The organism is Actinomadura sp. NPDC000600, from assembly GCF_040492135.1.
Lineage (GTDB): Bacteria > Actinomycetota > Actinomycetes > Streptosporangiales > Streptosporangiaceae > Spirillospora.
In genome coordinates, this window is sequence record NZ_JBEUPD010000019.1 from 1 (window position 1) to 21928 (window position 21928).

The 21928-nt window shown below is 72.2% G+C and carries 22 protein-coding genes and 1 rRNA gene; 12 read left to right on the forward strand and 11 right to left on the reverse strand.

What is annotated here, in order from left to right; translation table 11 throughout:
• Positions 1-183 precede the first annotated feature (183 nt).
• Together rrf and ABWI07_RS25755 are read left to right on the forward strand one after the other, a co-directional pair.
• A 5S ribosomal RNA gene (gene rrf / locus ABWI07_RS25750) occupies positions 184-300 on the forward strand.
• Between the two features lie 281 nt (positions 301-581).
• Positions 582-788, forward strand: coding sequence for a DUF397 domain-containing protein (locus ABWI07_RS25755; protein WP_353820064.1), 207 nt, complete (start codon positions 582-584; stop codon positions 786-788).
• A 161-nt stretch (positions 789-949) separates the two neighbouring features.
• Here the strand turns inward: ABWI07_RS25755 and ABWI07_RS25760 are convergent, their stop codons facing one another.
• The 4 genes from ABWI07_RS25760 to ABWI07_RS25775 form a co-directional block, all read right to left on the reverse strand.
• Entirely contained in the window at positions 950-1111 is a 162-nt protein-coding gene (locus ABWI07_RS25760) for a hypothetical protein (protein WP_160161061.1), read from the reverse strand.
• A gap of 350 nt (positions 1112-1461) precedes the next feature.
• Positions 1462-1755, reverse strand: a complete 294-nt coding sequence (locus tag ABWI07_RS25765) for an ArsR/SmtB family transcription factor (RefSeq protein ID WP_353820065.1) — start codon at positions 1753-1755, stop codon at positions 1462-1464.
• 67 nt (positions 1756-1822) lie between these two features.
• Complete coding sequence (locus ABWI07_RS25770) at positions 1823-2377, reverse strand: DinB family protein (protein ID WP_353820066.1); 555 nt, start codon at positions 2375-2377, stop codon at positions 1823-1825.
• Positions 2378-2511: 134 nt separating this feature from the next.
• Positions 2512-3570 (reverse strand): Glu/Leu/Phe/Val dehydrogenase dimerization domain-containing protein, encoded by a 1059-nt coding sequence (locus ABWI07_RS25775; protein WP_353820067.1) that lies wholly within the window; start codon positions 3568-3570, stop codon positions 2512-2514.
• A 78-nt stretch (positions 3571-3648) separates the two neighbouring features.
• Here ABWI07_RS25775 and ABWI07_RS25780 point away from each other — a divergent pair, with 78 nt between their 5' ends.
• Positions 3649-4164 (forward strand): Lrp/AsnC family transcriptional regulator, encoded by a 516-nt coding sequence (locus tag ABWI07_RS25780; protein ID WP_353820068.1) that lies wholly within the window; start codon positions 3649-3651, stop codon positions 4162-4164.
• A 102-nt stretch (positions 4165-4266) separates the two neighbouring features.
• Here the strand turns inward: ABWI07_RS25780 and ABWI07_RS25785 are convergent, their stop codons facing one another.
• The 4 genes from ABWI07_RS25785 to ABWI07_RS25800 all read right to left on the reverse strand — a co-directional run bounded on the left by ABWI07_RS25785 (position 4267) and on the right by ABWI07_RS25800 (position 7591).
• The gene (locus tag ABWI07_RS25785) at positions 4267-4758 is read right to left on the reverse strand and encodes a 2-thiouracil desulfurase family protein (RefSeq protein WP_353820069.1); all 492 of its coding nucleotides are present in this window, start codon (positions 4756-4758) and stop codon (positions 4267-4269) included.
• 37 nt (positions 4759-4795) lie between these two features.
• Positions 4796-5614 carry an SDR family NAD(P)-dependent oxidoreductase gene (locus tag ABWI07_RS25790; RefSeq protein WP_149262074.1) on the reverse strand — a complete coding sequence of 273 codons (819 nt, stop codon included), beginning with the start codon at positions 5612-5614 and terminating at the stop codon, positions 4796-4798.
• 243 nt (positions 5615-5857) lie between these two features.
• Positions 5858-6859: an AurF N-oxygenase family protein gene (locus ABWI07_RS25795; protein ID WP_149262075.1), complete on the reverse strand. Its 1002-nt coding sequence runs from the start codon at positions 6857-6859 to the stop codon at positions 5858-5860.
• A gap of 57 nt (positions 6860-6916) precedes the next feature.
• Positions 6917-7591, reverse strand: a complete 675-nt coding sequence (locus tag ABWI07_RS25800) for a TetR/AcrR family transcriptional regulator (protein ID WP_235037120.1) — start codon at positions 7589-7591, stop codon at positions 6917-6919.
• 232 nt (positions 7592-7823) lie between these two features.
• On the opposite strand from ABWI07_RS25800, the gene ABWI07_RS25805 reads away from it, so the two are divergent.
• The 3 genes from ABWI07_RS25805 (at position 7824) to ABWI07_RS25815 (ending at position 12410) form a co-directional block, all read left to right on the forward strand.
• On the forward strand, positions 7824-8567 hold the full coding sequence (locus ABWI07_RS25805; protein WP_353820070.1) for an ABC transporter ATP-binding protein: 744 nt from the start codon (positions 7824-7826) through the stop codon (positions 8565-8567).
• Positions 8564-11074 carry an ABC transporter permease gene (locus ABWI07_RS25810; protein WP_353820071.1) on the forward strand — a complete coding sequence of 837 codons (2511 nt, stop codon included), beginning with the start codon at positions 8564-8566 and terminating at the stop codon, positions 11072-11074. The genes ABWI07_RS25805 and ABWI07_RS25810 overlap by 4 nt, the downstream gene beginning before the upstream one ends.
• A 124-nt stretch (positions 11075-11198) precedes the next feature.
• The gene (locus ABWI07_RS25815) at positions 11199-12410 is read left to right on the forward strand and encodes a pyridoxal phosphate-dependent aminotransferase (protein WP_149262078.1); all 1212 of its coding nucleotides are present in this window, start codon (positions 11199-11201) and stop codon (positions 12408-12410) included.
• 296 nt (positions 12411-12706) lie between these two features.
• Here ABWI07_RS25815 and ABWI07_RS25820 read toward each other — a convergent pair whose 3' ends face one another.
• A complete protein-coding gene (locus ABWI07_RS25820; protein ID WP_353820130.1) occupies positions 12707-14758 on the reverse strand; it encodes an ATP-dependent DNA helicase in 2052 nt (683 codons plus the stop codon).
• Between the two features lie 192 nt (positions 14759-14950).
• Between ABWI07_RS25820 and ABWI07_RS25825 the strand changes: the two genes are divergently transcribed.
• Complete coding sequence (locus tag ABWI07_RS25825; RefSeq protein ID WP_149262079.1) at positions 14951-15982, forward strand: DUF4192 domain-containing protein; 1032 nt, start codon at positions 14951-14953, stop codon at positions 15980-15982.
• An 82-nt stretch (positions 15983-16064) separates the two neighbouring features.
• Here ABWI07_RS25825 and ABWI07_RS25830 read toward each other — a convergent pair whose 3' ends face one another.
• On the reverse strand, positions 16065-16421 hold the full coding sequence (locus ABWI07_RS25830) for an ArsR/SmtB family transcription factor (protein WP_149262080.1): 357 nt from the start codon (positions 16419-16421) through the stop codon (positions 16065-16067).
• 78 nt (positions 16422-16499) lie between these two features.
• On the opposite strand from ABWI07_RS25830, the gene ABWI07_RS25835 reads away from it, so the two are divergent.
• From ABWI07_RS25835 to ABWI07_RS25855, 5 genes are all read left to right on the forward strand, one after another.
• A complete protein-coding gene (locus ABWI07_RS25835) occupies positions 16500-18155 on the forward strand; it encodes an FAD-dependent oxidoreductase (protein WP_353820072.1) in 1656 nt (551 codons plus the stop codon).
• Between the two features lie 134 nt (positions 18156-18289).
• A complete protein-coding gene (locus ABWI07_RS25840) occupies positions 18290-19630 on the forward strand; it encodes an MFS transporter (RefSeq protein ID WP_353820073.1) in 1341 nt (446 codons plus the stop codon).
• A complete protein-coding gene (locus ABWI07_RS25845; protein ID WP_353820074.1) occupies positions 19617-19928 on the forward strand; it encodes an ArsR/SmtB family transcription factor in 312 nt (103 codons plus the stop codon). The genes ABWI07_RS25840 and ABWI07_RS25845 overlap by 14 nt, the downstream gene beginning before the upstream one ends.
• Complete coding sequence (gene arsB / locus ABWI07_RS25850) at positions 19925-21070, forward strand: ACR3 family arsenite efflux transporter (RefSeq protein WP_502912853.1); 1146 nt, start codon at positions 19925-19927, stop codon at positions 21068-21070. The genes ABWI07_RS25845 and arsB overlap by 4 nt, the downstream gene beginning before the upstream one ends.
• A complete protein-coding gene (locus ABWI07_RS25855) occupies positions 21070-21471 on the forward strand; it encodes an arsenate reductase ArsC (protein WP_353820075.1) in 402 nt (133 codons plus the stop codon). The genes arsB and ABWI07_RS25855 overlap by 1 nt, the downstream gene beginning before the upstream one ends.
• Positions 21472-21498: 27 nt before the next feature.
• Here the strand turns inward: ABWI07_RS25855 and ABWI07_RS25860 are convergent, their stop codons facing one another.
• On the reverse strand, positions 21499-21870 hold the full coding sequence (locus ABWI07_RS25860) for a hypothetical protein (protein WP_149262084.1): 372 nt from the start codon (positions 21868-21870) through the stop codon (positions 21499-21501).
• Positions 21871-21928 lie beyond the last annotated feature (58 nt).

The window sequence follows — 21928 nt, forward strand, 5'->3', positions numbered from 1 at the left end:
CTAATAGGCCGAGTGGCTTGAACACACTGAACGTTCAAAGTGAGTCGCTGTGTGAGTTGTTCGCGTCCCTGTGTGGTTCCCAGAAAACAACCTGGTTGCCGCAGTCACTGAGAAGTGAATACCGAGTCGAAGGCTCGGACGTTGATTTGCCCGCCCCCTGTTCGGGGGTGGTGCGTTGAGACGTTCGGTGGTTTTGGCGAAGGGGAAACACCCGGTCCCATCCCGAACCCGGAAGTTAAGCCCTTCAGCGCCGATGGTACTGCATGGGAGACCGTGTGGGAGAGTAGGACGCCGCCGGACACATATTAGGAAAGGCCCCGCCGTTACTGGCGGGGCCTTTCTTGTTTTTCAGGGGCGGGAGGTCCGCGCCACTCTCCGTGCCTGTCGCCGCCCCCTGCCCACGAGGCTCGCTGTCCCTGCCTCGGCCCGCCGGCTGTCCGGTGACCAGGGCGGAGAAAGCGGCGCCCAGGCGCCGGAAAGGTCATCCGGACGGGGGCCGCGCGACTGACTGACCGCATTCGGACATCCGCTAATGAATCGGGTGGCGGGGGTACAGAGGATGCGGGCAGAGGAGGATCCCGATGAATCGTGCCGTTCGTGGTCGTGTTGCATGGCGCAAGAGTTCCTGGAGCAATGGGTCGGGAAACTGCGTCGAGATCGCAGGGTTCCGGTACGCCATAGGGATCAGGGACAGCAAGGCACCGAACGGCCCTGTTCTCGCTGTCTCCCCGAAGCAGTGGGCGGCATTCATCAAGGCGGTCAAGGCAGGCGGGCACGACCTGAGCTGACCTGGGAAAGGCCGGGCGGCATGCGGCTACGGGCTGCAGCCTCGTCATCTGGATGACAAAGGCTGCCCGCATAGACGTGCTTGCCCGGAATGGCGGGCACCCGTGTCCGCACGCGTCCGCAGCGTGTCCGGATGAGGGTCAGCCGGTTCGATGAGCCTCGATCAGGTTGCCGCAGGTGTCGTCGAGCACGGCCGTGATTCCGGCACCGCGGTCGACTCCTGGGTGAAGCGCACAGCGAGGCCGCGCAGCCGTTCGTACACGGACTTGGCGTCGTCGCCGGCGGACGAGGCGTACGGGAGCCAACTGCCGATCAGGGCCGTCACGGCCTCACGGCTGGACGGCCGCTCGGTTGGAGTCGCAGGTCCGCCCCGTCAGGGTCCTGCGAGGACACGACGGTCAGGGCTCAGTGGGGGGGCGTGACGGTCCGGGTCCTGTGCACGACCCGACGGTCCGGGTCCTGTGCAGACACGACGGTCAGAGTCCTGAGGGGACACGGCCGTCAGAGCCTTGGGGGCGCGACGGTCAGGCATCGGTCCTCATTTTGGGGACTCGTGCTTCTTCACGGACCGCTGCGCCTCGGCGCAGCTACTCAGCGCCTTCTTCTGGTCGTGCCGAACATGTTCGCCAGGTTGGCTCTCACGTCGGGCCCCCTCCCGTCGTGCCGGCGCCGCCGTCAGCGATGCTGGACGGTCCTCTTGGGCTTTCTGAGCCACCGCTCGATGATCGGTTCCAGCGGGCCGGTGTTGATGTAGTGGAACTTGTACCGGCCCTCGCGCTTGGTGACGACGAGTCCTGCCGCCTCGAGGACCTCGAGGTGCTGCGAGATCGCCTGCCGTGACGAGCCGAGGTCGTACTTGGTCGTCAGGCGGGCACAGATCTCGAAGAGCGTCTGGCCGTTCCGGTCGGTCAACTCGTCGAGGATGGTGCGCCGCGTGGGGTCGGCCAGAGCCTTGAATACGTCTCCCACACACACGACGCTAGGCAAGCAACTCCTTGCAGGTCAAGCGTGCCGGATCGCAGGGCGTGGCGCGCGCTCAGAGGCCCCGCGCCCCGTCGATGCGTTCGCGGAGCAGATCGGCGTGCCCGTTGTGCCGTGCGTACTCCTCGATCATGTGGATGAGCACCCAGCGCAGCGAGACCGGCCCGCGCCAGGCGTCGTGACCCGCGACGTCGAGGTGGGGGGCCTGGGCGACGTAGGCGTCGGCGAAGGCCACCTCCTCCCGCCAGGCCTGCCAGGCCCCGGTGATGACCTCGGGGTCCGGTGCGGCACCGTCGAAGTCGCCGTCTGGGTTCTCGGGGGAGGAGAAGCGGGCGGGCGCGTCCTGGCCGGCCAGGACCGCCCTGAACCAGCGGCGCTCGACGTCGGCGAGATGCCTGACCAGGCCGAGCAGCGACAGCGTGGACGGCTCCACCGGCCGCCGGGCCAGCTCGGCGTTCAGACCCGTGCACTTCAGTTCCAGGGTCGCCCGCTGCGCGGCGAGGACGTGGGCGAGCAGCGTCCGCTCGTCTCCGACGGCGGGGAAGGTGAATCGGCCATCTTCCTCGGCGCCGAAGATCTCGCTTCTTCGGCGGAGGGTCGTTTCGTCCATCTCCTGCCTTTCCGAGGCTAGGCGAGCAGGGGCAAGGCATTCGGGCGAAGTGGGGGAGGCTGCCCTGCGTGCCCCGTTCACGGAGGCAACATTGTCATCGGCCGGCGCGGCCGTGGGGGAGGCTGCCCCGGCCGTCAGGCGTCCAGGACGTGTGAGGCGGCGGATGCGAGCCTGCGCTCGGCGATCTGCTGGGCGGCGCGCATCGGGGTGACGCCGGTCGAGCGAGCCAGGTCGAGAAGGTGGCCGACGGTGTCGCCGATACCCTCCACCCGCTGCTGGGCGGCCTCGTGGCCGTGGTTCTCCGATTCCCGGCTGAGAGCGTAGATGATGCCGCCGGCACTGGCGACGTAGTCGGGAACCCAGACGATGCCGTGCTTCGCGAGGGAATCGGCGACGGAGTCCTCGGTGAGCTGGTTGTTCGCCGGGCCGACGACGAGGCGCGCGGTGAGCCGGGGGACGACTGCCTCGTCGAGCACGCCACCGACGGCCGCTGGGACGAGGATGTCGGCCGGTGCGAGCAGGGCCTGGTCGGGCTCGACCCACCGGTACCCGCTCGCCAGGGCGGCGTCCTTGCGGGACTGCTCCACGTCCGACACGACGACGTGGGCGCCCTCGGCGGCCAGGCCGGCGGCGATGCCACTGCCGACCGACCCGAATCCGGCGATGACCACCGTGCGGCCGGTGCAGGAGGCGTCGCCGAACGCATGCCGGGCTCCGGCGCGCAGGGCCGCCAGAACGCCGGTCGCGGTGGGGCCGCCGGAATCGCCGGTCCCGCCGTGCGCCTCGGGTGCGCAGTACGCGTACGGCGAGAAGCGCCGCAGGGTCACCATGTCCTCCGGGCCGGTGCCGATGTCGGGGCCGGTTCGATAGGACCCCTCGAAGGAAGCGATCAGCTCGCCCAGGTCCTCGAGCACGGCCTCGCGCAGATCCGCGGTGAGTTCGGTCCCCCTGTCGAGGGCGATCACGGTCTTGCCGCCTCCGAAGTCCAGACCGGCCACCGCGGCCTTGTAGGTCATGGCCTCGGACAGGCGCAGCGCGTCGGCCAGTCCGTCCTGCCAGGTGTCGTAGCGGCGAAGCCTGCAACCGCCGACCGCCGGGCCCAGCGCCCGGGAGTGGACGGCGATGATCAGCGGCAGCCGGGAGCGGACGCCGCGCCGGATGACGACATGTTCGTGTGCAAATGCTTGGCCCATGCCCGTGAAGTTAGAGTCTCGTACGGTTCAGTTGGCCCGCTGCCGAACTAAATCCGGATTCACGCCCGGGAGGCGACCATGGACGAACTAGATACGGCGATCGTGCACCATCTGCAGGCCGATGGTCGGCTGTCCAACCGCGCCCTCGCCGAGAAGCTCGGCATCGCACCGTCCACCTGCCTCGAACGCACCAGGCTTCTGCGCAAGCGCGGAATCATCCGGGGATACCGGGCCCAGGTCTCCCTGCACGCACTCAACCGCTCGGTACAGGCGATGGTGTTCACCCAGGTCCGGCCACTGCGCCGGGACGTCGTCGCCGACTTCGAACGCTCGGTGACCCGGCTACCGGAAGTCGTCTCCGTCTACACCATGGCCGGCAGCGACGACTTCCTCGTCCACGTCACGGCCCAGGACATCGACCATCTGCACGCCTTTCTCCTGGACCAGTTCACCAACCGGCGCGAGATCGTCAGCTTCCGCACCTCGATCATCTACCAGCACCTGACCAACCCGGTGCTCGATCCCCTGCCCCCACGGCAGAGCACCGCGCGCGAGACCCTGCCGCCCGCCGGACCCCCAACTCCCCGACCATGACCCGCAAGCAGCGCATGGCCGGTCCGGACACGGTGTCGGAGGCGGCCCTCTGCCTTGCAGCGGAGAGGGACTTGGGCCCGTCCCAGGGCGGTGAAGGCCGCTTCAGCTCTCCAGGTCGGTCAGGAGGGCCTGCACTGCGTCCAGGTCGTCTTCGCTGAAGACGCGGATTCCGGAGCGGCGTAGGAGTGCGGTCGTCACGCCGGTTCCGGGGGCCGCGCCGCCGGTGAAGGTGCCGTCGTAGATCCGGTGGCTGCCGCAGGACGGGCTGCCCTCCTTGAGGAGGGCGAGGCGGGCGCCGGAGCGCTGCGCGGTCTCCAGAGCCAGCCGTGCGCCGCGGAGGAACTCGCCGGTGACGTCGGCGCCGGTGCGGGTGAGGATGCGGGCCGTGCCGTCGAGGACGTCGCCGCCGTCACCGCCGACGATCTCGGCGGGTGGGCGGGGGACGGGGAGCCCGCCCGACACCTCGGGACAGAAGGGGACGAGGCGGCCCTCGGCGCGCCAGCGTTCGAAGAGGTCGCCCGCGACCGGCTTGGCCGCGCCGTCGTAGCGGACGGGCCGCCCGGCGAGGCACGAGCTGACCAGGATGCGCTCCACGCCGCCCAGCCTATGCGCGCCGCGCCGGGGGCTCCGCCTACTTGCCGGCGCGGATGCGGTCGACGGCGATCTGGGCGACGCGGACGGCGGCTCCCGGGTTGAGGCGGGCGCCGCGCCAGGCGAAGCGGCCGTGGGCGGGGGCGACGATGAGGGCCTGGTTCTTGGCGACGCCGCGCATGATGTCGCGGGCGAGCTTCTCGGCCGTGTAGAGGCGGGGGGCCGCCTTCGCGATGTCGCCGGTGGCGTCGCCGCTCAACTGGGTCTCCGGCAGGTCGGGGTTGACGTTGTGCAGGAGCGGGGTGTCCACGAAGCTCGGGCACACGACGCTGACCTTGACGCCGCGTCCGGCGGCCTCGGCGCGCAGGCCGAGGGACAGGCCGACGACGGCGTGCTTGGTGGCGGTGTAGGGGATGCCGATCGGCATCGGGACGAGCCCGGCGAGCGAGGCGGTGTTGACGATGTGGCCGCCGCCCTGCTCCAGCATGATCGGGTAGGCGGCGTGGACGCCGTGCACGACGCCCTTGAGGTTGATGTCGATGGCGCGGTTCCAGTGGTCGAGGGTGAGCTCCTCGGCCAGCCCGCCGACCGCGATGCCCGCGTTGTTGAACACCAGGTCGAGCCGCCCGTGGTCGGCCTTGACGCCCTTGTAGAGGTCGGCGACGGCGGCCGCGTCGGTGACGTCGAGGGCGGCGGAGACCGCCTTGCCCTTGCCGAGCGTGTTCAGCTTGTCGGCGACCTGTTCGGCGCCCTCGGCGTTGATGTCGGTGACCACGACGGTGTCGCCGCGCGCCACCAGGGACGTGGCGATCGCACGGCCGATGCCGGACGCTCCTCCGGTCACGATCGCGATGCTCATGTGCGCGCTCCGCTCGATGAACGGCGAGGCCGGGCTCGGAAGCGAGCCCGGACCGCGCCGGCTAATTGGATCTTATGTTCAATTGCGAGGATTCTAGGCGGCGGCGCGGGCCGCCGGTACTCAGCGCGGCGACAAACTCGCGGCCCCGGACTCGTCCCGCCGATCGATCTGGAAGTCCGACCGGGCCGAGGCGGCGGGTCCGCAGCTGGACGCCGGCCGCGCCGCCCCTGGGCTCCGCCGTGCTCAGGCGGCCCTGATCGGCGCGACCGCGCGGCGCTGCTTCGGCTCGTCCCAGATGCCGAAGGCCTTCCAGACCTGCTTGCTCACCGGATTGATCACGCCGAGCTCGGCCATCAGGTCGCGGATCTTGCCGACCGAGTTGGAGATCTCCGCCTGGGCCGCGTCGTTCTTGTAGGCGGCGCGGACGACGTCCTTCGGGATATTGAAGTGCCGCACCATCGGGCCGGGCGGGGACAGCATGATCCGCGCCATCACGCCGAGGACGACGGGCGTCGCGAGGCCGAGGATCCGGCGGCGCACCGGGTGCATGTTCGGGACCCGGTGCTTGAGGTAGTGCCGGGCGAACGAGATGTGCCGGGCCTCCTCCGCGATGTGGATCTTCATGATGGTCTCCTCGAGCGGGTGCTTGATGTGCCCGCCCTTGAGGGACTTGCGCTGGACGTAGTCGATCGGGTCCTCGCCGCCGAGCACGAAGACGAAGAACATCTCGGTGCTGACCAGCGGGATCCACGGGGCGGCCTGCGCGATGAGGCTGAGCGAGCGCGGCATGCCGCGGATCGGCATCTTCGTCCGGTTCACGAACTCCTGGAACATCATCCCGTGGTGACATTCCTCGGTCGTCTCGTGGTAGACGTACCGGAACTCGGGCCGGCCGTTCGGCAGCCGGTAGGCGTAGTTGAGCAGCCCGCGCTTGAGCAGGTTCTCGAACTGGAGCCCGATCTTCATCGCGGTGGCGACCCGCCACAGGCCGATCTGCGACTGGATCTCCGGCGGCTGCGACCTGTACCAGTCCGTCTCCCCGAGCCGGTCGAACTGCGGCAGCACCCAGCGCGGGTCGTTCTTGTCGACGAGGAACTCGGGGTCGTCCCACGGGATGTCGGCGTAGGCCTCCCAGTGCTTCTCGACCGACGCCTTGTTCAGGCGGTCGATGACGCCGAGGTACGACTTCTTGTCCTTGACCTGCTCGCGGACCTCGTCGGCGAGTTCGGTGGGGGCTTTCGGCATTGGGGACGCTCCCTCGGGGTGGTGCGGTCGGCGGGGGCCGGTGCGGGACGGGTCGGGTCAGGGGCCGGTGCGGGGCCCGGCCTCCGCCGTGCCCTGCTCGGGGACGATCAGCTGCGCGACGTCCTTGATCTGGCGCAGCACCGCGGCCTGGTGGCCCTCGGCGTCGTCGTCCAGCGCGTTCTGGATGGACAGCCCGACGAACATGGCGAACAGGGTGCGCAGCGTCGTCGAGACGAAGTCGGGGGGGAGGGTGTTGTCGGGGAACAGCCGCTCGAACGTCTCCGTGATCACCTGGAGGATCCGCTCGTTCAGGTCGCGGCACAGCGGCCGCAGCTCGTCGTCGGTGCGGGCCGCCACCGCCAGCTCCATGAGGGCCTTGGCCGGACGGCCTCGGAACACCTCCCAGAGCAGGTCGAGCGCGCCCGAGACGTTGCGCCGGTCCGCCGGCAGCACCGCGAACGCCGTCTCGTACGCCAGGCGCTGCGCCTCCAGGAGGTGCTCCAGCGCGGCCGCGACGAGGACCATCTTCGTCGGGTAGTGGTGCTGCTGCGCCCCGCGCGAGACGCCGGCGCGGCGGGCCACCTCCGTGGTGGACGTCCCGGACCAGCCGAGGTCCACCAGGCACTCCGTGGTGGCCTCCAGGAGCCTGGCCTGCGTACGCGACCTGCGCTCCTCCTGCGTCCGGCGGCCGGAGGAGCCGTGCCGGTGACGTCTGCGGCTGCTTACTGACACGACTCAGACGGTACGAGCGCGAGATACAAGCAATCAAGCCTGCATGTATGTTGCCCGCATCACAATTGGACATCGAGTCTCATTGATCGCCGCGTACCGCGCCTGACGTAGGCGGCGGCTCGCGCGGCCTCCTCTGGGAGCAGGCGCAGTGCCTCTTCTGGCCCGACGACGGGCCCCATGCCGCCGGGCCACGATCCCGGGCATGGGAAACGCAGCGGAAGCAAGGCGAGCGATGAGCGAGGGCACCGCGGGCGGCGCCCGCACGGTGGGCCTCACCAAGGTGTACGGGTCCGGCGCCATGGCGGTGCGGGCCCTCGACGATGTCAGCGTGGAGTTCCCGGAGCGGCGCTTCACCGCGATCATGGGACCGTCCGGGGCCGGGAAGTCCACCCTCATGCACTGCGTCGCGGGGCTGGAGGACGCGACGTCCGGCAAGGTCTACGTCGGCGACCAGGAGCTCGGGGCGCTCTCGGATCGCCGCCTCACCCGGCTCAGGCGGGAGCGGATCGGGTTCGTGTTCCAGGCGTTCAACCTGCTCCCCACGCTCACGGCCCGCGACAACATCCTCCTGCCCCTGACCCTCGCGGGGGCGGGTCCGGACCAGGAGTGGCTGGACACGGTCGTCCGCGTGCTGAAGCTGGGGGACCGGCTGTCGCACCGCCCGTCCGAGATGTCCGGCGGGCAGCAGCAGCGGGTGGCGCTGGCGCGCGCCCTGGTCACGCGCCCCCAGATCGTGTTCGCCGACGAGCCGACCGGCAACCTCGACTCCCGCACCGGCGCCGAGGTGCTGGGTCTCCTCCGCGACGCAGTGGACCACCTCGGCCAGACCGTGGCGATGGTCACCCACGACCCGGTCGCCGCCGGGCACGCCGACGCGGTGGTGTTCCTCGCCGACGGCCGGGTCGTCGACGTCATGGACGCGCCCACACCCGACCGGGTGCTGGACCGCATGCGCGGGCTGGGGGACCACCGATGATCGGGCTCGTGTTCAAGGAGCTGTGGGGACGCAAGCGCCGCATGGCGGGCTCCCTGGTGGCCGTCTTCCTCGGCGTGACGTTCCTGACCGGGACGCTCGTCCTCGGCGACACCCTCGCGGCGAGCATCGACGGGTACGTCTCCAGCGGCTACGGCGACACGGACGTGGTCGTCCGGAACGCCACCAGGGTGAGCGACGCGCCGTGGGGCGCGCGCGGGCAGATCGACGCGTCCGTCCTGGACAGGGTCCGCCAGGTGAAGGGCGTCGCCAACGCCGAACCGACCATCGAGGGGTCGGGGCAGCTGCTCGCCAAGGACGGCGCGGTGATCCGGTCGCGCGGCCCCCGGATGGCGGGCAACTGGAAGACCGACCCGAAGCTCAACCCCTACCGGCTCGCCGAGGGACGGGCGCCCCGCGCGCCGGACGAGGTCGTGATCGACAAGATGTTCGCCGACGAGGGCCACCTCAAGGTCGGCGACCGGACGGCGGTGCTCACGCCGGAGAAGGTCCCCGTGACGGTCGTCGGCATCAGCATGTTCGGCGACCAGGAGGCCTTCGGCGAGACGTCGTTCACGGCGTTCTCCCTTGAGGGCGCGCGCCGGTACGTCGCGAAGGGGACCGACCGCATCAGCGGCGTCTCGATCCGCGCGCAGGACGGCGTCGACCAGGGGGAGCTGGCCTCGCGGGTGCGGGCCGTGCTGCCCTCCGGGGTGCAGGCCCTGTCGAAGAAGGCGCAGGTCGAGGAGGGGATGAGCCTCGTCCAGAACGGCTTCCTGCGCGTGTTCCGGACCGTCCTGGCCGCCTTCGGCGGGGTGGCGCTGCTGGTCGCCGCGTTCAGCATCCACAACACGTTCGCGATCACGATGGCGCAGCGGACCCGCGAGTCGGCCCTGCTGCGCGCGCTCGGCGCCGGGCGCCGGCAGGTCGTCACGATCGTCGGCTTCGAGGCGCTGGTGGTCGGCGGCGCCGCGACCCTCGCCGGGCTCGCCGGCGGGATCGGGTTCGCGGCCCTGCTCCGGGAGCTGTTCGCCCAGTTCCGTATCGGGATCGAGATGGAGGGCCTCACCGTCGCCGCCACCTCGGTCATGATCGCGGTGCCGGTCGGGCTGCTGGTCACCCTGGTCGCCGCGCTCGGCCCGGCGCTGAAGGCGTCGCGGGTGCCGCCGCTGGCCGCGCTGCGCGAGGTCGCGGCCGAGGCCTCTCGGCCGACCGAGACCCGCCTCATCGTCGGCGCCGTCTTCGCGGCCGTGGCGGTCGGCACCGTCGTGTTCGGCGCGGTCACCGAGCAGATGGCGATGGCGGCCGCGGGCGCGGTGGTGACCGTCGTGGCGATGGTCGTGCTCGGCCCCGTCGCCGCGCGTCCCGTCGCGGCGCTGGTCGGCGGGCCCGCGGCACGGCTGCGCGGCGTGCCCGGGACGCTCGCGCGCGACAACGCCTCCCGCAGCCCGGCGCGCACGGCCGGGGCGGCGACCGCGCTGATGATCGGTGTCGGGGTCGTCACGCTGATGACGGTGTTCCTCGGGTCGCTGCGCGCCTCTCTGGAGGACGGCGTCGCCGGGTCGTTCAAGGGGCCGATCGTCGTGGACGCGGGCACCAACGAGACCGGCGGGTTCGCCACCTCGCTCGTGCAGGAGGCGGCGAAGCTGCCGCAGGTGAGCGAGGTCGCCGGGATGGGCACAGGCAGCATGCGGGTGAACGGCAAGCCGTCCACCGTCAGCGTGGCCGACCCCTCCGCCCTGCGGCGCGTCCTCGACCTGGACGTCACCCAAGGCGGCCTCAACGACGCCGGTACGTTCGCCGTCTCGAAGAAGGCCGCGGACGACAAGGGCTGGCGCGTGGGCTCCACGGTGGGCGTGACGTTCGCGGACGGCGCCTCACAGAAGCTCACCGTGGGGGCCGTCTACGGCAACACCGACTTGACCGGGGACTACCTCATCCCGCGGTCGGTGTGGAACGCGCACACCAGGCAGCCGCTCGACACCAGGGCGTTCGTCGAACTGAAGGCCGGCGCGTCGCTCGCGTCCGCCCGGCAGGCCCTCACCGCCCTGGCCAAGCCGTACGGCGCGCCCGACGTGGAGTCGCGGGACGAGTTCGTCGCCGCGCAGACCGAGGACATGGCCGGCTTCATCGGCGTCGTCTACGGGATGCTCATCCTGGCGATCGTCATCGCGCTGCTCGGCATCGCCAACACGCTGTCGCTCGCCGTCCACGAGCGGACCCGCGAGCTCGGCCTGCTGCGCGCGGTCGGCGCGACGCGCCCGCAGATCCGTTCTATGGTGCGCTGGGAGTCGGTCATCGTCGCGCTGTTCGGCACCGGCGGCGGCGTCGGCCTCGGGGTGTTCCTCGGCTGGGGCCTCGGCGCCGCCCTCGGCAACCCGTTCGCGCCGCAGGCCGCGCAGGTCGCGGTCATCGCCGTGGTCGGCGCGGTGGCCGGGGCCCTCGCCGCGATCCGCCCCGCCCGGCGCGCGGCGCGGCTGGCCATCCTGTCGGCGATCTCCGCGCCGTGACACGCCCGTCCCCGCCTCCCGGCCTCGCGGCCTCGCGGCCGGGGGCGGGGGCTTCCGGATCCGGTCGCGACGCCGCGGCGGGGTGCGCCGCGTGTCGCCGCCGGACCGCCGTTATGGTGACTCCATGCAGGTCAACCAGTCGGGCAAGCTGACCAACGTCTGTTACGACATCCGCGGGCCGGTCCTCAAGCGCGCCAAGCAGCTGGAGAACGAGGGAAACAAGATCCTCAAGCTGCACATCGGCAACCCGGCCCCGTTCGGGTTCGAGGCCCCGCCCGAACTCCTCCAGGACATGATCCGCAACCTGCCGGAGGCGCACGGCTACAGCGACTCCAAGGGCATCCTGCCCGCCCGCCGCGCCATCGTGCAGACCTTCGAGGACAACGGCGTCACCGGCGTCGACGTCGAGGACGTCTACCTCGGCAACGGCGTCTCCGAGCTCATCGTCATGACGCTGCAGGCGCTGCTCAACGACGGCGACGAGGTGCTCATCCCGGCGCCCGACTACCCGCTGTGGACGGCGTCGGTGTCGCTGTGCGGCGGCACGCCCGTCCACTACCTGTGCGACGAGGACGACGGGTGGCAGCCGAGCCTGGACGACATCGAGTCCAAGATCGGCGACCGGACCCGCGCGCTGGTGATCATCAACCCGAACAACCCGACCGGCGCCGTCTACTCGCGCGAGGTGCTGTCGCGCATCGTCGAGGTCGCCCGCCGCCGGAACCTGATCATCTTCGCGGACGAGATCTACGACCGGATCCTCTACGACGACGCCGAGCACGTCCCGATCGCTTCCCTGGCCCCCGACCTGCTGTGCCTCACCTTCGGCGGCCTGTCCAAGAACTACCGCGTCGCCGGGTTCCGCTCGGGATGGGTGGTGCTGTCCGGACCGAAGGAGCACGCCGAGTCCTACATCGAGGGCCTCGACATCCTCGCCAACATGCGGCTCTGCCCGAACGTCCCGGGGCAGCACGCCATCCAGGCCGCGCTCGGCGGCTACCAGAGCATCGACGACCTCGTCCTGCCGACCGGGCGCCTCGGCGAGCAGCGCGACCGCGCCTGGAAGCTGCTGAACGACCTGCCGGGCGTCAGCTGCGTCAAGCCGCAGGGCGCCCTGTACGTCTTCCCGCGCCTGGACCCGGAGATGTACCCGGTCGAGGACGACATGCGCTTCGCCCTCGACCTGCTGGAGCAGCAGAAGCTCCTGGTCGTCCAGGGGACGGGGTTCAACTGGCCGACGACCGACCACTTCCGCGTCGTCACCCTCCAGTACGCCGACGACCTGGAGGACGCGGTGGGCCGCATCGGCGAGTTCCTCTCCACCTACCGCCGCTAGCCCCGCCCCCGCCACCACGCCTCCGGCGACGCCGCCAGACCACGTCGCGCCGCCAGGGCCGCGTGGCGTGCCAGGGCCGCGGGAGCGCGGCGCCGTAGCGCCGGCAGGACTTCGGCCGCGCCGGCAGGACTCCGGCCGCGCCGTCAGGACCGCGCGGCGCCGCTCGGACCGCGTCGCGACGCCACGACTCCGGCCGCGCCGTCATGCCTGGGTTGGCGCCGCTAGGACCGCGTCTCGCCGCCACGACTCCGGCTGTGCCGTCAGGATCGCGTCGCGGCGTCAGACGCGTCGTCGTGTCAGGACTCGGTTGCGGCGGCGTCGAGACGGCGGAGGGCGCCGCGGACGACGTCCGGATCGGTGGTCGCCCAGAACGGCGGCAGCGAGTTCTTGAGGAAGCCGCCGTATCGGGCCGTAGCGAGCCTCGGGTCGAGGACGGCGACCACGCCGCGGTCGTCCATCGACCGCAGCAGCCGGCCCGCGCCCTGCGCGAGCAGCAGCGCCGCGTGCGTCGCCGCGACCGCCATGAACCCGTTGCCGCCGCGCGCCGCGACGGCCCGGGACCGTGCCGACGACACCGGGTCGTCCGGGCGCGGGAAGGGGATGCGGTCCATGATGACGAGCTGCAGTGAGGGGCCGGGGACGTCGACGCCCTGCCAGAGGGACAGGGTGCCGAACAGGCAGGTCCGCTCGTCCTCGGCGAACTGCTTCACCAGCAGTGAGGTGGAGTCTTCGCCCTGGCAGAGCAGCGGGTGGGACAGGTGGTCCTTCAGTTCGTCGGCGGCCTGGCGCGCGGCGCGCATCGAGGAGAACAGGCCGAGCGTCCGCCCGCCCGCCGCCTCGATCAGCTCGGTGATCTCGGTCAGGTAGGCGTCGGCGAGGCCGTCGCGCCCCGGCTGCGGCAGGTGCCGCGCGACGTAGAGGATGCCCGCCTTCGGATGGTCGAACGGGGAGCCGACGTCGAGCCCCGACCAGACGACCTCGGTCTCCTCGCCCTTCTCCGTCGCGGTACGCGCGAGGCCCTCGGCGGCGGTCTTGGCGTCCTTCGGGCCACCTTCGTCGAGCGGCGGCAGGCCCCACTGGCGGGCGAGCGGCTCGAACGACCCGCCGAGCGTGAGCGTCGCGGACGTCAGGACCGCGGTGCGCTGCTCGAACAGCGTCGCGCGCAGCAGCCCGCCGACACCGATCGGCGCCACGTGCAGCGCCGGCGGCCGCTTCGGGCGCCCCTCCTGGACGAACGGCTTCTCCAACCACACGACGTCGAAGCGCTGCGCCATCTCGGGCTTGAACGCATCCAGGATCCGCACGGCCGTGTCGTGCAGCTCCTCCAGCGAGGACCGGGCCGCCTTGCGCGCGGCCATGTCGCCGGGGTCGGAATCCTTCTTCTCCGGCCCGAGCGCGGTGATGCAGGCGTGCGCGGCGTCCCGCACAGAGGCGAGGGTGTTGCCAAGGGCGCTGGACAGGACGTCCATGCGTCCTGCGGGCATCTCCTCCAGCAGGAGGCCGAGGCCTTCGGCGGCCTCCTTGAGCCGGTCGGCCAGGTGCTCCTCGGTGAGGCGCCCGCAGCGCCGCGCGGTCATCTCCACACCGGCCGCGCTCAGATCCCCGGTCGCGACCGACGTGACGCGGTCGACGAGTTCGTGGGCCTCGTCGACGATCACGACGTCGTGCTCGGGCAGGACCTGGAACTCCTCCAGGGCGTCGATGGCCAGCAGCGCGTGGTTGGTGACGACGATGTGTGCCTCGCCGGCCTCCGCCCGCGCCAGCTCGGCGAAGCACTCGCTGCCGTGCGGGCACCGCTGCGCGCCCAGGCACTCCTTCGCCGTCACGGCGACCTGCCGCCACGCCTGCTCGCTCACCCCCGGCACCAGCTCGTCGCGGTCGCCGGTCTTCGTCTCCTCGGCCCACTCGTTCAGCCGCTTGACCTGCCGCCCCAGCGAGGACAACTGCTGCGGGTCGAACAGGCTCGGCCCGCCGTCCTCCTCCTCGGGCGCGCCCGTCTGCACGCGGTGCAGGCACAGGTAGTTACGGCGCCCCTTGAGGATCGCGTACTTCAACTCCGTGCCGAGGAGCGGGCCCAGCGCCTCCGCGAGCCGAGGCAGGTCGCGGTCGACGAGCTGCCGCTGCAACGCGATCGTCGCCGTGGACACGACCACGGTGGTCTTGTCCTTGACGGCGTGGCGGATCGCGGGAACCAGGTAGGCGAGCGACTTGCCGGTGCCCGTGCCCGCCTGCGCGGCGACGTGCTCCCCGGAGTCGATCGCCTTCTCCACCGCCTGGGCCATCGCCACCTGCCCGGGGCGCTCGGCGCCCCCGACGGACGCGACGGCCGCGGCGAGGAGGGTCGCCATGTCCGGAATCTGGGTCTCGCTGCCGGTCAGCAGATCAGGGGCGGGCACGTCGCCCAACGCTACCGCCCGCGGCCGACACCCGCGTCCCGTCCGGCGCGACCGCCTCGAACAGAGCACCTCGGATCGGCCAGGAGTTATCCACAGTTCGGGAAGCTCCGGCGGCCCCTCCGGCGCCGCTGAGACGCTCGGCACATGACATCCCTGGTGATCCGCAGCGCCCAGGACGCCATCGCGGCCGTCCCCTACCTGCTGGGCTTCCACCCGTCCCGCAGCCTCGTCGTGATCGGCTTCGAGGGGCGGTCCCGAGGCACATGCGCCATCCGGCTCGACTTACCGGCCCCCGGCCCCGCCGGCCGATTCGCCACCGACCGTGTCGCCACCGACCGTGTCGCCACCGACCGCGCGGCAGCCGACCGCGTGGCCGCCGTCCTGGCCGGCAACGGCTTCGGCCGCTCGCTCCTCCTCGGCTACGGCCCCGACGAAGAGGTGAGGCAGGCCGCGGGGCCGATCCGCGCGGCCCTGTCGTCCGCGGGCGTCCCCGTCGCCGAGGCCATCCGCGTCGCGGAGGGCCGCTGGTGGTCGCTCACCTGCGTCGACGTCTGCTGCCCGCCCGAAGGCACCCCGTACGACATCTCCGCCACCACCGTCGCCGCCCAGGCCACCTTCGCGGGCCACGTGGCGCTGGCCGACCGCGCCGAACTCGTCTCCTCCGTCCAGCCGCTCGACGGCCCCGCCCGCGCCGCCATGGCCCGCGCCACCGAACGCGCCGAGAAGCGCTACCTCGCCCACCCGTCCACGCCCGCGGAAGACGACCTCGCCTTCGTCCTCGCCCTGCTCGCCCGCGCCCGCACCGGCACCCGCCCGACCGACGACGAGGTCGCCTGGCTCGGCCTCCTCCTCACCGACCTGCGCCTGCGCGACGAGACCTGGGCCCGCCTCGACGAAGACGCCCCGGCCGCCGACATCGCCTTCTGGCGCGACATAGTCCGCCGCGTCGACCCCGCCTACGCCCCGGCACCCGCGTCCCTGCTGGCCTTCACCGCCTACTCCGCCGGCGACGGCGGCCTGGCCAACGTCGCCCTCCAACGCGCCCTCGACAGCGACCCCGCCTACTCCATGGCCGTCATCCTCCGCGAAGTGGTCAACGCAGGCATCCCACCCTCCCGCCTCCGCATGCACACACCCCCCGACCCCCCATCCGCCCACCACCGAAAAGCCTGCTAGCCGTGCCGGGCGCGCCGGTGTCGGCGTGCGGCGTGGTCGCTCGGCTGTGTTAGCGGGGGCGTGAGGGCGACGGGGGCGGCGGTCAGGTGGTGGGGGTGGCGAACAGGCCTGACAGGCGGGTTAGGCGGTCGGGGACTGCGCGGTAGTAGACCCAGGTGCCGCGGCGTTCGCCGTCTATCAGGCCGGCCTTGCGGAGCACCTTCAGGTGGTGGGAGATGGTCGGCGCGGTCAGGTCGAAGGAGCCGGTCAGATCGCACACGCATGCCTCGCCGCCGCCCGCCGAGGCGATCATGTTGAGCAGTCGCAGCCGGACGGGGTCCGACAACGCCTTGAACACTGCGGCCAACTCGGCGGCCTCGTCCTCGCCCAGGGACGACTCGCTCAGCGGGGCGCAGCACGCCGGGGCGGTGACGTCCTCCAGCTCCAACAACTTGGACATGCATCTAATTTGACATCCATCTATGCAGGGACGCAAACTGGCTCTGATTTGAAGAACGTCGAAACAGCGAGGTGGGGTATGGGTGAGAACGCGGCCGAGGCCGCTGGGGCGGCGGCTCAGGGGAGTTGCTGCGGCGTCAGCCGGTGTTGCACCGACGCCGAGCAGTCCGTGGACCCGGCGCTCACCGTGACCGAGGCGAAGACCGACGCCGGGTGCGGCTGCCTGGACGACCCCCAGGGCGCCGACCGGCTGCCGGTGGTGGTCATCGGTGCGGGGCCGGTCGGGCTGGCGGCCGCCGCCCACCTGGCCGAGCGCGGGCTCGACTTCGTCGTCCTGGAGGCCGGTGACGGCGTCGGTTCGGCGGTGTCCGAGTGGGGGCACGTCCGGCTGTTCTCGCCCTGGCGCTACGACACCGACGCCGCCGCCCGCCGGCTGCTGGAGCCCACCGGGTGGACCCTGCCCGATCCGGACGCCCTGCCGACCGGCACCGACCTCGTCCGCGACTACCTGGTCCCGCTGGCCGGAGTGCCCGAACTCGCCGGGCGGATCCGCACCGGTACCCGGGTGGTCGCGGTCGCCCGGAGCGGCGTGGACGTCACCCGCACCATCGGCCGAGAGGAGCGTCCGCTGCTGGTTCGGACCGCCGGCCCGGACGGCACCGTCACCGATCTGCATGCCCGCGCCGTCATCGACGCCTCGGGCACCTGGGGGCACGGCAACCCGCTCGGCCACTCCGGGCTGCCCGCCCCCGGTGAGGACCGGGCCGCCCCCTACCTGGCCGGGCCGCTGCCCGACGTGCTGGGCCGCGACCGCGACCGCTTCGCCGGACGCCGCGCGCTGGTCGTCGGCATGGGCCACTCGGCCGCCAACACCCTGCTCGCCCTCGCCGAACTCGCCAAGGCCGCACCCGGCACCCGCATCACCTGGGCGGTGCGCGGCTCCTCGGTCGCTCGCCTCTACGGCGGCGGCGACGCCGACGGCCTGCCCGCGCGCGGTGCGCTGGGCACTCGCCTCAAGGCCGCCGTCGAGGCCGGGGAGATCGAGCTGGTGAGGACCTTCACCATCACGGGCTTCGAGGTCCCCGACGCCGCCGCCGGGCCCGTCCGGGTCGTCGGCGCCACGCCGGACGGCGAGCGCGTCATCGAGGCCGACACCGTGGTCGCGGCCACCGGCTTCCGGCCCGACCTCGACATGCTGCGGGAGGTGCGCGTCGAGCTCGATCCCGCCACCGAGGCGCCGGTCCGGCTCGCCCCGATGATCGACCCGAACTTCCACTCCTGCGGTACCGTGCCGCCGCACGGCGAACGCGACCTCGCCCACCCCGAGCCCGGCTTCTACCTGGTCGGCATGAAGAGCTACGGCCGGGCCCCGACCTTCCTGATGGCCACCGGATACGAGCAGGTCCGCTCCGTCGTCGCCGCACTGGCCGGAGACCGCGCCGCCGCCGACGCCGTCGAACTCGACCTGCCGGAGACCGGCGTCTGCTCCACCACCCTGGTCACCGAGGACCAGCTCCCGGGCGCCGCCGACGGCGGCTGCGGCGGTTCCTGCGGCACCGAACCCGCGCAGGCCGCGGTTCCGGTCGCGTCCGCCGACACCGGAGGCGGCTCCTGCTGCGGCGGGTCGCAGCCCCAGCCGGTCACCATCGGCGCTCCGGCCGGCCTCGGTTTCGCGACCGGACGCGCCCACGGCCACTCCGGCGACGCCGAGCGAGCCGACGACCGAGTGCGATGATGGTCGCGATGACGCCGCCCGCGGATCCGACCCCGCCGTCCGGCCGACGCCGCGGCCGTTCGCTTCGGGGCCCTCGGTCCGCCTGGCGTCACCACGAGCCGAACGGGTGATCGCGACCTCATAGGAGCATCCCGGTGACCTCCGAGCGCGCGGGGCCGGGGCCGGACGAGAACACCGGCCGCGGCGTCCTCGCGGATCCGATGCCCGGGGGCGCGGTCTCCCGCGTTCCCCTGCTGGCGCTCTGCGTCACCGAGATCACCAGTTGGGGAGTGCTCTACTACGCCTTCCCCGTCCTGGCCCCGGCCATCACCCGCGACACCGGCTGGTCCACCGGGTCGATCACCGCCGCGTTCTCCGCCGGGCTGGTCGTCGCCGCGATCGGCGGTGTCCCCCTCGGGCGCGTCCTCGACCGCCATGGACCCCGGATCCCGATGACCGCCGGCTCGGCCGCCGCGGTCCTGGGCGTGCTCGGCCTGGCCGCCGCCCCCGGCCTGGCGTGGTTCGTCGCAGCGTGGCTGCTGGCCGGGGCCGCGATGGCCGCCGTGCTCTACCCGCCGGCATTCGCCGCCCTCACCCGCTACTACGCGCCCCGGCACGTCCGGGCCCTCACGACCCTCACCCTGGTCGCCGGTCTCGCCAGCACCGTGTTCGCCCCGCTCACCAGCGCCCTGGCGGCGCACATGTCGTGGCGGGCCGTGTACCTGGTGCTCGCTGCCCTGCTCGCCGCCACCGTCCCGCTGCACCACTTCGCGCTGCGCCGTCCCTGGCCCCCCGCCGCCGGACGGCGTCCGGCCGACAACGCAGCCCGCGACAACGCGGCCCGCGACGGCACGGCCCGCGACGCCGCGCCCGGACGGCGGAAGGCGGTGGTGCGGGGTTCCCCGTTCCTGCTGCTGACCACGGCCCTCACCCTCTGGTCGTTCTCCATGTACGCCGTGGTCACCAACCTCATCCCGCTGCTCACCTCTCGTGGCGCCTCCAGCGCCGTCGCCGCCTGGGCCCTCGGTCTCGGCGGCGTCGGCCAGGTCGCCGGACGCCTCGGCTACGGCGCACTGACCCGCCGTACCGGTGTCCGCTCCCGCACCGTCTGCATCCTGGCGGGTTCGGCCGTCACCATCGCCATGCTCGCGGCGCTCCCGGGCCCCGTCCCGCTGCTCGTCGCCGTCGCCGTCCTGGTCGGGGCGATGCGCGGCATCGCCACCCTGCTCCAGGCGACCGCCGTGTCCGACCGCTGGGGCACCGCCGCCTACGGCTCGCTCTCCGGCATCCTCGCCGCACCCGTCACGATCGCCGGAGCGATCGCGCCCGCCGCGGGCGCCGGGCTCGCCGCCGCTCTCGGCGGCTACCCGGCGATGTTCGCCGCTCTCGCCGCGATCGCCGCGCTGGCCGCCGCGGTCGCCTCGGGCAGCGTCCCCCGGCACGCCGCCGCCCCGGGATCGCCTGCTAACGTATCAGTCTGTGATGATGTCAGTTGAAACTGATGTACTGCGCCTGCTCGCCGACCCCCTGCGGGCCCGGATCGTCTCGCTGCTCGCGAGCGAGTCGCTGTGCACGTGCCATCTCGTCGAGGAGACGGGGGCCAGGCAGACCAACGTCTCCAACCACCTGCGGGCGCTGCGCGAGGCGGGGCTGGTCGACACCGAGCCGTGCGGGCGCTTCACCTACTACCGGCTGCGCCCCGAGGTGCTGGACGATCTGGCCGCCAAGCTGACGGGTCTCGCCGAGGCCGCGCGCCAGGTCGACCTCCACGGGCGGAAGCGGCCTTGCACGTGACCGCGACCGAACCGGCGCGGCCCGGTGCCGGCCCCGGCGGGCCCGAAGGCGTCGCGGGGCTGTCGACCCTGGACCGCCTCCTGCCTCTGTGGATCATCATCGCGATGGGGCTCGGGCTCGGTCTCGGACGCGCTCTTCCCGGTCTGGACGACGCGCTGAGCAAGGTGGAAGCGGGCGGGATCTCGCTGCCGATCGCGCTCGGCCTGCTGGTCATGATGTATCCGGTGCTGGCCAAGGTCCGCTACGACCGGCTCGACGCCGTCACCCGCGACCGCCGGCTGATGGCCTCCTCGCTCGTCCTCAACTGGCTGGTCGGGCCCGCGGTGATGTTCGCCCTGGCATGGAGCCTCCTGCCCGACCTGCCCGAGTACCGGACGGGCCTGATCATCGTCGGGCTGGCCCGCTGCATCGCCATGGTCGTCATCTGGAACGACCTGGCGTGCGGCGACCGCGAGGCCGCCGCCGTCCTGGTCGCGCTGAACTCGCTCTTCCAGGTGGTGGCCTTCGGCGCGCTCGGCTGGTTCTACCTGCGGGTCCTGCCGGGCCGGCTCGGCCTGGAGACCGACGACGCGCACTTCTCCACCGGCGCGATCGTGGTGAACGTCCTCGTGTTCCTCGGCGTCCCTCTCCTGGCCGGATACCTCACCCGTCGCCTCGGGGAGAAGACCCGCGGGCGCGACTGGTACGAGGAGCGGTTCCTGCCCCGCATCGGACCGGTCGCGCTCTACGGGCTGCTGTTCACGATCGTGATCCTGTTCGCCCTGCAGGGGAAGGCGATCACTTCAAGGCCGGCCGACGTCGCCCGCATCGCCGTGCCGCTGCTGGCTTATTTCGCGCTCATGTGGGGCGGGGCCTTCGCGTTGGGCCGCGCTGTCCGGCTGCCCTACTCCCGCATCGCGACGCTGGCCTTCACCGCGGCCGGGAACAACTTCGAACTGGCCATCGCCGTAGCCGTCGGCACGTTCGGGGTCACTTCCGGCCAGGCGCTGTCCGGTGTCGTCGGTCCGCTGATCGAGGTGCCCGTACTGGTCGCCCTCGTCCACGTCTCGCTCGGGCTCCGCCGCCGGTTCCCCGCCCGGCCGCGCGGGGCCGGGGCCGCCGAGACCCTCCTGCCCACGACTTCCGATCCGCGAGGTGCCTGATGTCCGAGAAGCCCAGTGTGCTGTTCGTCTGCGTCCACAACGCCGGACGGTCCCAGATGGCCGCCGCCTACCTCACCCATCTCGCCGACGACCGGGTCGAGGTCCGGTCCGCCGGCTCCGAGCCCGCCGACCGGGTCAACCCCGCCGTCGTCCAGGCCATGGCAGAAGAGGGCATCGACATCGCGGCCGAGATCCCCAAGGTCCTGACAGTCGACGCCGTCCAGGCCTCCGACGTCGTCATCACCATGGGCTGCGGGGACACCTGCCCGGTCTTTCCCGGCAAGCGCTACCTCGACTGGCGGCTCGACGACCCCGCCGGGCAGGGTGTCGACGCCGTGCGTCCCATCCGCGACGAGATCCGCGCCCGCGTGGAGGCGCTCGCCGCTGAACTCACGGCTTAGAGCCTTTCTCGGACCACGGGGCGGGGGTCAGGAGGAGACGGCCTGGCCGGGGGTGCCGGGGTCGATGCGGCGGTCGCGGTTGCGGTCGTTCCAGGCGCGCATGCGGGGCGGGTAGCCGACGATCTGGACGTCGTAGACGGGCAGGCCGAGGTCGCGGGCGACCCTGCCGATGACCTTGGGGGAGCCGACGCGGCGGCGCGTCCACTCGCCGTCGTGGGCGACGGCGACGGCCGTGGTGTCGGTGGCGTAGGTCTCCGGCTCGACGAAGAACTCGACGCCGCGGCGGTCGCGGGCGAAGGCGATCAGCGCCTCGATGTCGGAGTCCGTCGCCTCCCTGTCGAGCTTCGTCACCGTGGACCCGCGGTGCCTGCGGATCCCGAACCGGTCCCGGAACCTCATCCCTCACCCCGTCGTCTGGTCCCGCCCGGAACGGCTCCGGGCGGGGTTGCGGTGTACG

What these genes read in the sequence shown, in the direction of transcription:
- ABWI07_RS25755 (WP_353820064.1), top strand. Translation starts at nt 582, where the DNA reads ATGAATCGTGCCGTTCGTGGTCGTGTTGCATGGCGCAAGAGTTCCTGG.
- ABWI07_RS25770 (WP_353820066.1), bottom strand. Translation starts at nt 2,377, where the DNA reads ATGGACGAAACGACCCTCCGCCGAAGAAGCGAGATCTTCGGCGCCGAG.
- ABWI07_RS25775 (WP_353820067.1), bottom strand. Translation starts at nt 3,570, where the DNA reads ATGGGCCAAGCATTTGCACACGAACATGTCGTCATCCGGCGCGGCGTC.
- ABWI07_RS25780 (WP_353820068.1), top strand. Translation starts at nt 3,649, where the DNA reads ATGGACGAACTAGATACGGCGATCGTGCACCATCTGCAGGCCGATGGT.
- ABWI07_RS25790 (WP_149262074.1), bottom strand. Translation starts at nt 5,614, where the DNA reads ATGAGCATCGCGATCGTGACCGGAGGAGCGTCCGGCATCGGCCGTGCG.
- ABWI07_RS25795 (WP_149262075.1), bottom strand. Translation starts at nt 6,859, where the DNA reads ATGCCGAAAGCCCCCACCGAACTCGCCGACGAGGTCCGCGAGCAGGTC.
- ABWI07_RS25805 (WP_353820070.1), top strand. Translation starts at nt 7,824, where the DNA reads ATGAGCGAGGGCACCGCGGGCGGCGCCCGCACGGTGGGCCTCACCAAG.
- ABWI07_RS25810 (WP_353820071.1), top strand. Translation starts at nt 8,564, where the DNA reads ATGATCGGGCTCGTGTTCAAGGAGCTGTGGGGACGCAAGCGCCGCATG.
- ABWI07_RS25815 (WP_149262078.1), top strand. Translation starts at nt 11,199, where the DNA reads ATGCAGGTCAACCAGTCGGGCAAGCTGACCAACGTCTGTTACGACATC.
- ABWI07_RS25820 (WP_353820130.1), bottom strand. Translation starts at nt 14,758, where the DNA reads ATGGCGACCCTCCTCGCCGCGGCCGTCGCGTCCGTCGGGGGCGCCGAG.
- ABWI07_RS25825 (WP_149262079.1), top strand. Translation starts at nt 14,951, where the DNA reads ATGACATCCCTGGTGATCCGCAGCGCCCAGGACGCCATCGCGGCCGTC.
- ABWI07_RS25830 (WP_149262080.1), bottom strand. Translation starts at nt 16,421, where the DNA reads ATGTCCAAGTTGTTGGAGCTGGAGGACGTCACCGCCCCGGCGTGCTGC.
- ABWI07_RS25835 (WP_353820072.1), top strand. Translation starts at nt 16,500, where the DNA reads ATGGGTGAGAACGCGGCCGAGGCCGCTGGGGCGGCGGCTCAGGGGAGT.
- ABWI07_RS25845 (WP_353820074.1), top strand. Translation starts at nt 19,617, where the DNA reads ATGATGTCAGTTGAAACTGATGTACTGCGCCTGCTCGCCGACCCCCTG.
- ABWI07_RS25855 (WP_353820075.1), top strand. Translation starts at nt 21,070, where the DNA reads ATGTCCGAGAAGCCCAGTGTGCTGTTCGTCTGCGTCCACAACGCCGGA.
- ABWI07_RS25860 (WP_149262084.1), bottom strand. Translation starts at nt 21,870, where the DNA reads ATGAGGTTCCGGGACCGGTTCGGGATCCGCAGGCACCGCGGGTCCACG.